Source organism: Peribacillus deserti (genome assembly GCF_002863585.1).
GTDB classification, from domain to species: domain Bacteria; phylum Bacillota; class Bacilli; order Bacillales; family DSM-1321; genus Paraperibacillus; species Paraperibacillus deserti_A.
In genome coordinates this window covers 41,204-51,960 of sequence record NZ_PGUY01000052.1, presented here as the reverse complement: position 1 = coordinate 51,960, position 10,757 = coordinate 41,204, and the positions used below count along the sequence as shown (strand labels likewise).

At 41.5% G+C, this 10,757-nt stretch carries 11 protein-coding genes; 1 reads left to right on the top strand and 10 read right to left on the bottom strand.

Annotation, left to right across the window (positions count from 1 at the left end; all coding sequences use genetic code 11):
* Positions 1 to 97: 97 nt before the first annotated feature.
* From CUU66_RS16950 to pdxR, 10 genes are all read right to left on the bottom strand, one after another.
* Complete coding sequence (locus CUU66_RS16950; RefSeq protein ID WP_101644301.1) at positions 98 to 1,378, bottom strand: ArsB/NhaD family transporter; 1,281 nt, start codon at positions 1,376 to 1,378, stop codon at positions 98 to 100.
* Between the two features lie 133 nt (positions 1,379 to 1,511).
* Positions 1,512 to 1,688, bottom strand: a complete 177-nt coding sequence (locus CUU66_RS16945; RefSeq protein ID WP_101644299.1) for an H-type small acid-soluble spore protein — start codon at positions 1,686 to 1,688, stop codon at positions 1,512 to 1,514.
* A 91-nt stretch (positions 1,689 to 1,779) separates the two neighbouring features.
* The gene (locus tag CUU66_RS16940; protein ID WP_101644297.1) at positions 1,780 to 2,214 is read right to left on the bottom strand and encodes a DUF2243 domain-containing protein; all 435 of its coding nucleotides are present in this window, start codon (positions 2,212 to 2,214) and stop codon (positions 1,780 to 1,782) included.
* 357 nt (positions 2,215 to 2,571) lie between these two features.
* Positions 2,572 to 3,210 (bottom strand): phosphatase PAP2 family protein, encoded by a 639-nt coding sequence (locus CUU66_RS16935; RefSeq protein ID WP_257968040.1) that lies wholly within the window; start codon positions 3,208 to 3,210, stop codon positions 2,572 to 2,574.
* A gap of 223 nt (positions 3,211 to 3,433) precedes the next feature.
* Positions 3,434 to 5,560: a peptidoglycan D,D-transpeptidase FtsI family protein gene (locus tag CUU66_RS16930; protein WP_101644309.1), complete on the bottom strand. Its 2,127-nt coding sequence runs from the start codon at positions 5,558 to 5,560 to the stop codon at positions 3,434 to 3,436.
* A 232-nt stretch (positions 5,561 to 5,792) separates the two neighbouring features.
* Positions 5,793 to 6,101 (bottom strand): hypothetical protein, encoded by a 309-nt coding sequence (locus CUU66_RS16925; protein WP_101644292.1) that lies wholly within the window; start codon positions 6,099 to 6,101, stop codon positions 5,793 to 5,795.
* Positions 6,086 to 7,123 carry an anti-sigma factor gene (locus CUU66_RS16920; protein ID WP_101644290.1) on the bottom strand — a complete coding sequence of 346 codons (1,038 nt, stop codon included), beginning with the start codon at positions 7,121 to 7,123 and terminating at the stop codon, positions 6,086 to 6,088. Before CUU66_RS16920 ends, CUU66_RS16925 begins: the two co-directional genes overlap by 16 nt.
* 1 nt (position 7,124) lies before the next feature.
* Positions 7,125 to 7,394: an RNA polymerase sigma factor gene (locus CUU66_RS24985; RefSeq protein ID WP_257968039.1), complete on the bottom strand. Its 270-nt coding sequence runs from the start codon at positions 7,392 to 7,394 to the stop codon at positions 7,125 to 7,127.
* Positions 7,373 to 7,612, bottom strand: a complete 240-nt coding sequence (locus CUU66_RS24980) for a sigma factor (RefSeq protein WP_257968038.1) — start codon at positions 7,610 to 7,612, stop codon at positions 7,373 to 7,375. The genes CUU66_RS24985 and CUU66_RS24980 overlap by 22 nt, the downstream gene beginning before the upstream one ends.
* Before the next feature lie 440 nt (positions 7,613 to 8,052).
* Positions 8,053 to 9,453, bottom strand: coding sequence for a MocR-like pyridoxine biosynthesis transcription factor PdxR (pdxR, locus tag CUU66_RS16910; RefSeq protein ID WP_101644288.1), 1,401 nt, complete (start codon positions 9,451 to 9,453; stop codon positions 8,053 to 8,055).
* A gap of 117 nt (positions 9,454 to 9,570) precedes the next feature.
* Between pdxR and pdxS the strand changes: the two genes are divergently transcribed.
* Complete coding sequence (gene pdxS, locus CUU66_RS16905; RefSeq protein ID WP_101644286.1) at positions 9,571 to 10,461, top strand: pyridoxal 5'-phosphate synthase lyase subunit PdxS; 891 nt, start codon at positions 9,571 to 9,573, stop codon at positions 10,459 to 10,461.
* Positions 10,462 to 10,757 lie beyond the last annotated feature (296 nt).

Sequence of the window (10,757 nt, the reverse complement as noted above, 5' to 3'; positions counted from 1 at the left end):
AGGAGGCTCAGCGCCCGCCCCGCGGAAAGCGAGCATCCTGTAGTGGAAATCTACCTCCTTGTTCAATAACAACATGGTTTGCGAAAACAGCCTTTATTTAAAGCAAATATCTTAAATAAATGTATAGAGTCGAAATAACGATGGACACCAGCATGAGCGGAAAGCCAATCAGTAGATATTTCATAAATGAGATATTATGTCCTTTTTTGGCCGCGAGTCCTGCTACTACAAGGTTGGCGCTCGCTCCGATCAAGGTCCCATTTCCACCCAGGCAGGCTCCCAAAGCAAGGCTCCACCATATCGGTTCTAAATTATCAATACCCATCGCGCCCATGTCCTTAATAAGCGGGATCATGGTTGCCACAAATGGGATATTATCTATGAAGGCGGAGGCAATTGCGCTTACCCAGAGGATCAGCATAGAGGCTGCAGCTACATCTCCTTTTGTGAGTTCAATCGCACCTTTTGCAATGGACTTTATGATTCCGGTATCGACAAGACCGCCGACAATGACAAACAATCCGATAAAGAAAAATAAGGTTGTCCACTCTACTCTTTCTAAAGAGCTTTCCAGATGATCTTCGCCTGTCAGCAATAACAGCAAAAACGCGCCAAAGAGGGCAATCGTGGCTGTTTCTATATGGATGAATTGATGCAGGAAGAAGCCTAAGATAGTAAGACCAATGATGAACAAACATTTTTTTAGAAGAAGCTGGTCTTTCAGTTCTTTTCGTTCATTACTCTTCATCAATTCAGCCTTTAAGCTTTCAGTGGTCTTCAGCCTTTTCCGGTATATCAAAGCAAAGATGCCAACGGTCACAAACAAGATAAAAAAGCTGATCGCTGCCAAGTTGTCAATAAAGGCCAAAAATGTAAGTTCCTTCACGGCACTCCCTATCATGATATTAGGGGGATCCCCGATCATTGTGGCTGTTCCGCCAATGTTAGAAGCCATAATCTGTGAAATCAAATAGGGCATTGGGTTAACATTCAGCTTTGACGTAATACTCAAGGTAACCGGTACAACAAGCAGGACTGTAGTCACATTATCCAGCAGAGCGGACGCTACGGCAGTGAGAATGGCAAGAGCTATCAATATCTTAACTGGATCCGCTTTTGCCAATTTGGCGGTCTTTATGGCAAGATACTTAAAAATCCCAGTTTCGGCTGTAATGGAGACGATGATCATCATACCTATTAACAGCCCTATTGTATTGAAGTCTATGTGGTGGACGGCACTCTCCTGATCCATGACTCCAAACATAATCAACAGCAGTCCGCCGATTAATGCTACGATGGTGCGGTGAATTTTTTCGGTAATGATAATTGCATATGTAATTAGAAAAATAGTGACTGCTATTAAAGCCTGGTTTTCCATAATACTGACTCCTCCAACCTCTCTATGTCTATAATTCTTTATTCTACATGGATTTGTGTCATTTGACTAAGATTTCCCATAATTGAGCCTCAAAACGTAAAAAGCCTCCCGCTGGCGGGAAGCTTATGCTGTACTACATTTCTTTCAGTTCGCGAATTTCCACAGTTGATCTTTCTTCCAAGTCTCTTGGATGAACAGTCGCTGTCCGGCCATCTTCGTTTAGTTTATCGATCCATACAGACACACCATTATACTCCACACCAATTTCAGCCGATGAAGATAGAATTTGTTTTACACGATTTGCGTCCACTTTATTCACTCCCTAAAAGTTGTCATCTTATTTTGTGAATAAAGGGGTTTTTTATACAAACTTTAGACCAGTTTGCATAGGAATTCGGAATCTACTCTTTCGTTCCCTTTTTTCTGCTTCGGTATAAATACCAGCCGATTAATATCATTAAGAGACCTGATGCATCAAAAATCAAATCATACATCAGCTGTTGTTCACCTGGTCGGACATGGTGAACCTGAAGAATATGGTGGTCGATGATTCCTTCTAAGAAGTTAAATATGCCAGCTCCGAGCAAGAATCCCCCCCAGAATTTCCTCGTATGATGCTCATTTTGCCGGGGATCACTATTCCAGAGCAGAATCCCGGATATAAAGATAATAATGGTCACAGCCAAGTGAAAATATCCATCACTCATAACTTGATGGTGCCGGTTTACCGGCATGTACATACTGTGCCATTGCAGGATTTGGTGGAATATGATTCCGTCGAGCATACCGATTATACCGACTCCGAATAAAAAGGAACCCCAGAATGATTTTTTCATTGGCCTCCTCCTACCTCAACTATGGATCATTACAAGCATTCTACCCACAACGTCGGCAAAAAAAACAGGCATGAAACATCCCGATTATAATAAAAGGCTCTTTTCTTAAAGATGGTTGTTTTTTAATGAGTTCTGTGAGGCAATCCCATTGCTAAATCAGGATGATTGGAGCGTAAGGTGCGAGACTCCTGCGGGAGCAGCGGGACAGGTGAGACCCCGCAGGCGGAGCTGAGGAGGCTCACCGCCCGCCCCGCGGAAAGCGAGCATCCTGGAGCAGAAATCCACCACCATGTTCGATAGCAACAAAGTCTACGAAAACAGCCTAATAAAAAAACTGCTGAATAAAATTCAGCAGCCTTATTTTTCAACTGTTTTTGCTTTTTGTGCGATTCGAATATTAACCAGTTCAAATATGATGCCATAAATGTAGCTGACCAAGAACATGGACCCTACCATATCCCAGATGACATGCTGTTTCACGAACAGTGTGGACAAGATAATTAAGCTGCCCATGCCCTGAATTAATATACTGTGAAGAGGATGCTTGTTTTTAATATGCAGGGAAGCAAGCATAATTACATAGGTAGTCAATACATGGATGCTCGGAAAGCAGTTAAAGGGCCTGTCATTTTCATAGATAAAGTTTACTAAATGGTAGAAAGGCACCTCAGGACTAATTTCAGGCCGATTCACTGTCGTTTGGAAGTAGAAGAAAATAATGAAGCAGATACACTCACCAATTGTAATAGTGATCAACGACTTAATATACACCTTGGTATCCTTGAAACAAAAATAAATTAAATAACCAAGTACATAGGCATACCAAATAATATAAGGAATAATAAATACAGGAATAAATGGGATATGCTGATCCAGTGCGGTTGAGATACTTGTGGCTCTTCGGGGGTTTTCATTTAACACTGTATATATAAATCCTAATGCAGGAATGATTAATAAAAGAAGCAGAAAAGGAAATTTTCGCTTTAAGGTTTCCAACGTTTTACCCTCCTTTATATCCATTTCTTACTTTGATACCCTTTTTTCTTTCTATGAAAATAGCAAATTTTTCTTTTTGAGAAATATTTCAATATATAGCTGGACTAATAGATGTTTTTTTAGGCAAATATCACAAAAAAAGACTGATAGTAACATAGTACCAAATCAGCCTTCATTTTGTGTATATAGATTGTTGAAAATAAAAAATTTTTTTAGGCATGTTTCAGTTTGCAGTACCTTCTTCATTTGCGCCAGATGTTTCGTCAGTATTTGTTCCGCCTTCTCGTTTTTTCTTAAGATCAAAATAGGCATCCAACACTTTACTGCCGATTTTCTTGTTCATCCCGTGATCATTTGATTGATACGCCCATGGCACTACCACAGACATCGCTATTTCCGGATTGTTATAGGGAGCATAGCCAATCAATGTTATATTCCAGGTTGGCGGCGGCTCTTTGCCGTACTTCTTTCGGTCTGGGCCGTCATAAAAGGCCTGAGCTGTTCCTGTTTTTCCTGCAGGGTTATAATCTTTGCCTCCAAAGGTACTGTATCCAGTACCGCCCTGCTCCTGCATTACCATGCGGAACCCCTCCTGGATCCGCTCCACCCATTCCGGTTTCATATCGAGCCGATTTAATACAACTGGTTCGACTTCACTCAGCACAGGTCCCAGTTCGCCTTTTTTCTCGGCTGGCTGCCGGATTTGTTTAACCAGATGCGGTTTAACCCGGTTCCCTCCATTAGCTATCGCTGACACATATTGAACAAGCTGAAGAGGCGTGTAGGTATCATTCTGCCCGATAGCTAAATCCAGGGCAAGACCCGGAGTGGTATCTGAATTTTTCATACCTGAGGTCTCATTAGGAAGATCAATTCCCGTTTTAACCCCGAGGCCAAATTGGGCAAATGTATTTCTCATAATCGAAAAAGTGTCCGGCTGCAGATTTAAGGTTCCGTTCGGAACATAATGAGTGCCCCCTATCTTCATGGCCGTTTTAAACATATACACGTTCGAAGACACTTTTAGGGCCTTTAAATCATTGATACTTCCGAACGTACTATAGGATTTCTTAACCTGTGTGCCTTTAAGAACGATTGGTTCATCCACTTCATAATTGCCAGGTGCTATCGCTCCTGTCTGATAGCCTGTCAATACAGTTGCACCTTTTACTACAGAACCCATGGTATAGGAGGTTGTGAAAGTCCCAAGGGCATCATCCTGGACTTTATATTCTCCGGTTTTCTTATCACGTACATACCTTTTTCCTGCGATGGCCCTGATCTCTCCGCTATAAGGATCAGCGAGGACCACATAAGCACGGTCAAGGAAAGGCGTGTCACCATATGACCTCTTGGTATTAACTAATTCATCAGATACAATTCTTTCCACTTTCTTCTGCAGATCCATATCAATCGTGAGCACGAGGTCATCGCCTCTCTGTCCCTTAGACACCGTGCTGGACTTGATGGTAGTCCCTTTATAAGTAACATTTTTAACCCGCTCTCTTTTGCCGCTCAGTACATCTTCATATTGCATCTCTAAATAACTTTTGCCTACACGTTCATTTCTGCCGTAGCCCATGGCAACAAACTTATCTGCCTCTTCTTTTGGGAGTCCTTCCTCTGTGGATGTAACAGCCCCCAGGACAGAACTCAGCGTATTTCCAAATTTATTGGTCCTGTGCCAGTCAACCGTCGTATCCACTCCGGGTAGGTCGTCTAAACTTTCACTGACGATAGCAAACTCCTTATCAGTTACATCTTTATTCTTAATAAATTGAGTGGTCAAGGCGTAGCCGCTTGTCATCTCTCTATAAATGGCCAGTACTTCTAAATCATCAGATGTTAATTCCTTAAGCTCCTTAGCTGTGATTCTATCCAATTGGAGATTGTATAGCTCCTTTTCAGACATCTCCTTTGTTTCAATAAGCCTTTTCTCTTTTTTGGTGACCTTGTTTTCCGCTCTTTCCGGGTACTTAAGAATCCAGAAATCCTTTTTCTCCCGTTCCGTAACCTTTTTCGTATCCTTCTCTATATATGCAGCAAGCTTTCTAGCGGTTTCCACCATCTTTTTGGTGGAAGTATCCTGCTGCCTTGTATACGTAATGGCCCGCTGCGGTTCATTCGCTACAATGCTCCTGCCAAAGCGATCCACGATTTCCCCTCTTGGCATAGGATTTTTGACAATAACATCCTCTGTCCGTTCCACTTCGCGTCTAAAGCTTTCACCGTAAACGATTTGTACGAAACCCAGCCTGATCACCAGGACGGAAAACAAAATAAATACAAAGAAGAAAAGAACATTAAAACGGACCGAAATATTACTCTTATTCTTCTTTTTCGTTTCCAACTCCACTTTGTCTCCCCCTCCGCTCTTCTATACTGAAATCTTACCATAAAAAATTCCATTTAAAGTAATTTTATGTATCATTTTATCGAATAAAATGGGAGCAAATGGAGATGGCTGGCTTGTATAGTTTTATTGTCCTGGAACAAGAGGGGGGGCAGGGAGCAGCTGATTCATATTCGAGCGCTCCAGGAAGGAAGGATGAATTGTCTTTAGCTTTTCAGATTCAAATTTCTTAAGGCTTAGGGTTAATACTGAGACCAAAAATAATCATCAAAAAGATAAATAGAAAGATAAATAAATGTAACGCTATACCCCATATCGCAAAAAGTCTTGAGCGATTCCGGCTGAAAATCCCAATAATGCCAAGCATTAACCCGATCTGCGGCAGCTCAATAATGAAAAAATTTGGCATCTGCTCCGTTTTTAGCAGGAGACCTGCATTCAAAAATATCAAGGCTATCAGAGCTATCAAAAAGGATAAGTAACCAGTAAACGTTTGAAGACGATTTTTCGTCTTTTTACTTTTCATCGTAAATTCCATAACTTCACTTCCCCCACTTTAATGGAACGAACTTCCTGCATCTTTTCTAGAAGCCTCAGCTCTTTCGTTGGCCCCGTTACTACTGCTCCATATATTTTAATTCCATGTTTTTTTATATAATCACTTCGTTGTTTTATGCAAAGCGTTTTTGCGCGTGCGATTTTGACAGCCGTTTCTTCATTCTTCTCTAAAAAATCTAATGCTTCTATAAACTGTTTACTATTTACCTCATCGCCATTAAAAGGCGACCAGTTATCAGGGTCTTCCTGATAGGGGTATCCAATTGGTGTTATAAGCTTTCCTTCACTGTCAATCATCTTTTCTTCCATCCCTGTATCTACTGCAACCCACACCAGCTCCGTATAATCCGGAAGCGTTTCCTCAAATTTTTCTGGATTCTGCAGGCTGGATAGCGATACATACACTTCCGAAACTGTGCCATCCGGCAGACCTTTCAGTATCCCCCAATCTGATCCGGGTAAAATACGTGCATTGGGATGAGATAAAAATTCATTCTCTTGCTTATACGGATTCTCTGGCAATGGCCTCTCTAAATAAAACTCATTTATTGGGAAGTTAGGCTGATCCAGCCCAAAGTGAATAAATTGATTACCGATTTTATACTCCGCATTACCTATCCGTTTAAATACATCGTAATGTATGTCCATAGAGAACAACCCAAATTCATTTTCAATCTTCATTTCTTCTAAACTCATATTTGGTTCTGTAATGTACAACGTTTTATCCGCAATTTCAATCAGTTTGTCACCTTCTCCGCCAATAGCATAATAAGCGTAAGTTGCTAAAGTCAGAATAGGAATGATAAGAAGCAGCAAGGCAAGACTTATCATGATATTCATTTTTGCGGCCTGGTTCTTACCAGTCTGTACAATCTTCCGTTGACTCTCCTCCGTTATAAAGAAATCTACCTCAAATTCTTTGATTGAAGAATCTACAAAATGGCTGTATTCGTCTTGTGTATATTTGCTTTCCTTACCTACATCTTTTTCCTCTTCTTGCATCTTACTCCTTCCTTTCTTTTAGGAATTCTTTTAACTTTTTCCTACCTCTCAGTAAATGACTCTTCAACGTATTAAGCTTCACATTTAAAACCGCTGCAGCCTCTTGATTGGACATACCATGTAAATCACACAAAATGACAGCATGTTTTTCAACTTCTTTCAATAAATCAATACCTGATAATAACAGCTGATACTTTTCTTTCATAAGAAGCCTGGCAAGGGGAGTGTCCATCTCCGTGGATGGTTTTCCTACCGTCTCTTCATAAAGCACCAGCCGCTTATTCTTCTCTGCCAGTCGATAAAGGCATGATAAGCCACCTTAAACAGCCACGTTTTTATGTTCTTAATCTCGTAATCTTCCATGTATAAAAAGGCTTTATAGTACGACTCCTGAACTAAATCTTCAGCTGTAAAATGGCTTTTAGAAAGGGAATATAAATAACGGTATAAATCATTCACATATAACCGGTATGCCTCATCTAGATCCAACCCGTATCCCCCTTTCTACAACATCCACGTTTTACCATATCAAAAAGTTGCAAGTTTTTGAAAATTTTTACAGATAGTTTTAGCTCGGGGTGAAGGAAAATCAGCATAAATCTCCCTTTAGAAGCATAAAGCAATAAATATAAGCATAATGTCCCCGGCATAAGCATAGAAACCATCGGCATAAGCATAAATGGTACAAACCCAAGCATAAAAGGGTGAAACTAAAGCATAAATCTTAAAAACGGAAGCATAAAACTCTAAAACTTAAGTATAAGCGGCTCGTGCCCGCTCTCTGCTCTTACTAGAAACCTAGGATACTTACTTTTTGGCACTCTTTTAAGAACTTCTAAAGGATTTTGCATTTATAATTATAAAATCCACATAAAATTACACCAAAATATGCAAAAAAAGATGCACCAACCCCCGCCGGTACACCCTTTTTAATTCATCCCCCAGCTCTCAAGCAGCATTCCGATTGCAGTTACCAAGTCTTCCTGAGGAATCCCTGCAAAGCCTAATACAATACTTGGGACAGCCTCTTCCCGCTTAATCAGGGAGTATTTTGACAAACCATATATACGGATGCTGGCTGCGGATGCCTTATCAATCAGTTCTTTTTCATTCATCCCATTATCAACGGTCAGAATAATATGAAGTCCCGCACTTTCTCCTATAATACCAATCTTCTTGTTATACGGTCTTAACAAATCAACCACTGTTTCTAATTTCCTCCGGTATATTTTCCTCATCCGGTTTAGATGTTTTTCAAAATCTCCTTCCTTCATAAATCTAGCTAATATATGCTGGTCAAAGCGGGATACACTGGAGCTGTAAAATGAAAATTCCCGCTGATACTTTTCTAGCAATTTTGGCGGAAGAACCATATAGCCAATTCTGAGCGAAGGCATCAAGGATTTTGAAAAGGTACTTAAATAAATCACTTTCTCTGCCTTATCCATACTCTGCAGGGATGGAATCGATTTTCCCGTGTAACGGAATTCGCTGTCATAATCATCCTCAATAATATAGTGAGCATTGGAACTATGAGCCCAATTGAGCAGCTGTGTCCTTCGGTTAATAGATAGGACACTTCCGTAAGGAAATTGGTGGGAAGGAGTTACATAGGCAGTGGTTGCTCCCGTTGTCTTCAGGTCTTCAACCATGATCCCTTCTTCATCCACAAGAACCGGAATTACCTCTTTATTTCTGATACTCAGAATATGTTTGGTTAATTGGTACCCTGGCTCTTCAATGGCATAAACAGATTCATCCCCTAGCAAATGGACAAGCTGAGGGAGTAAATATTCTGTACCGGATCCAATAATAATCTGTTCCGGTGAACAAACGACACCCCTGGAATGGTATAAATACGAGGAAATTTCCTGACGGAGCTCCATTTCCCCCTTAAAATTGCCCAAGGCTAAGAGGTCCATGTGTTCTTCGCTTATCATATCCTTTGCATATTTTCTCCATCTTGAAAAAGGGAAGGGAGCTGAATCAATCCGGCTTGGGTGAAAATGGAAACGCTCGCTTTCCTGTTTCCCTGTAATCACCCGTTCACTTAACTTTTGTTTATTCACATAGGCCAGATCCTCATAAGCCATCACATAATATCCCTTTCGGGGCACTGCATCCAGATAACCCTCCGCTACTAGCTGTTCATAGGCCGATTCAACTGTATTTTGGCTGATCTGGAGAAACTCCGAAAGCTTTCTTTTAGAAGGCATCTTAGTTTGATAAACAAGCCGCCCTTCCATAATTTCTTTTTTAATATATTCATATAATTGGTCATATAATGGGCTGCCGTCTGCCCGATCCAGCTGTATCGATAACATATCCATTAAAATACCTCCCGACATCTGACCCCACCATTTTATATAAAACTGGCACTTTTAATCAAGCCACACTCTTTTTATACTAATAATAATAAATTTTTAGATAATTTAGGAGGAATTGGAATGTCTCAAATCTTAACTGGAACTGATCGTGTAAAACGAGGAATGGCCCAAATGCAAAAGGGCGGAGTTATCATGGACGTAATTAATGCAGAGCAGGCAAAAATCGCAGAGGCTTCAGGAGCCGTGGCAGTTATGGCTCTTGAACGCGTTCCCTCTGATATTCGGGCAGCTGGCGGTGTAGCTAGAATGGCTGACCCTCGTATTGTGGAAGAAGTCATGAATGCAGTGACCATCCCCGTAATGGCAAAAGCACGTATCGGTCATATCGTAGAAGCCCGAGTATTAGAAGCAATGGGTGTCGATTACCTGGATGAAAGTGAAGTGTTGACTCCAGCAGACGAAGAGTTTCACCTTCAAAAAAATACATTTACTGTACCTTTTGTATGCGGATGCCGCGATTTAGGCGAGGCTGCCAGAAGAATTGGCGAAGGAGCTTCCATGCTTCGTACAAAAGGGGAGCCTGGAACCGGGAACATCGTCGAAGCTGTCCGGCATATGCGTACTGTAAATGCCGGCATACGTAAAATCGTAAACATGAGTGAAGACGAAATCATGACGGAAGCAAAAAACCTTGGTGCTCCGTACCACATATTGCTTGATATCAGACGGGAAGGCCGCCTTCCGGTAGTGAACTTTGCAGCCGGCGGTGTAGCAACACCTGCAGATGCAGCCCTAATGATGGAACTTGGAGCAGACGGTGTATTCGTAGGATCCGGAATCTTCAAATCCGACAACCCAGAAAAATTTGCACGTGCAATCGTCCAAGCCACAACACACTACCAAGACTACAAACTAATCGCCGAATTATCCAAAGAACTAGGAACAGCTATGAAAGGCATCGAAATCTCCAAACTGCAGCCGCAAGACAGGATGCAAAATCGTGGATGGTAAAAATGAAATGCGGAAGCGCCTTGCTCAGACCCGATAAGCATAAGCCGGGCAGGCCGTGGGAAGCGGTTTTTCTTCCCATGGACTGATTGGCTTATGTCTCGAGGGTCTAGGCGCTGCAGCTGGACAACCAGAAATGCGGAGAACGGTGCCTTCTAAAAAAACTGTTTAAGAGATGAAAGTTTAGCAATCTAAGTTTAATTAGCTATTTAATTGAAGGCAGCCATCCGAGTAGCATAAGACGAGCAGGCCGTGAGAAGCGCTCTTTCTTCTCATGGACTGCTTGGCTTATGACGGGA

What these genes read in the sequence shown, in the direction of transcription:
- CUU66_RS16950 (WP_101644301.1), bottom strand. Translation starts at nt 1,378, where the DNA reads ATGGAAAACCAGGCTTTAATAGCAGTCACTATTTTTCTAATTACATAT.
- CUU66_RS16940 (WP_101644297.1), bottom strand. Translation starts at nt 2,214, where the DNA reads ATGAAAAAATCATTCTGGGGTTCCTTTTTATTCGGAGTCGGTATAATC.
- CUU66_RS16925 (WP_101644292.1), bottom strand. Translation starts at nt 6,101, where the DNA reads ATGGAATTTACGATGAAAAGTAAAAAGACGAAAAATCGTCTTCAAACG.
- CUU66_RS16920 (WP_101644290.1), bottom strand. Translation starts at nt 7,123, where the DNA reads ATGCAAGAAGAGGAAAAAGATGTAGGTAAGGAAAGCAAATATACACAA.
- pdxR (WP_101644288.1), bottom strand. Translation starts at nt 9,453, where the DNA reads ATGGATATGTTATCGATACAGCTGGATCGGGCAGACGGCAGCCCATTA.
- pdxS (WP_101644286.1), top strand. Translation starts at nt 9,571, where the DNA reads ATGTCTCAAATCTTAACTGGAACTGATCGTGTAAAACGAGGAATGGCC.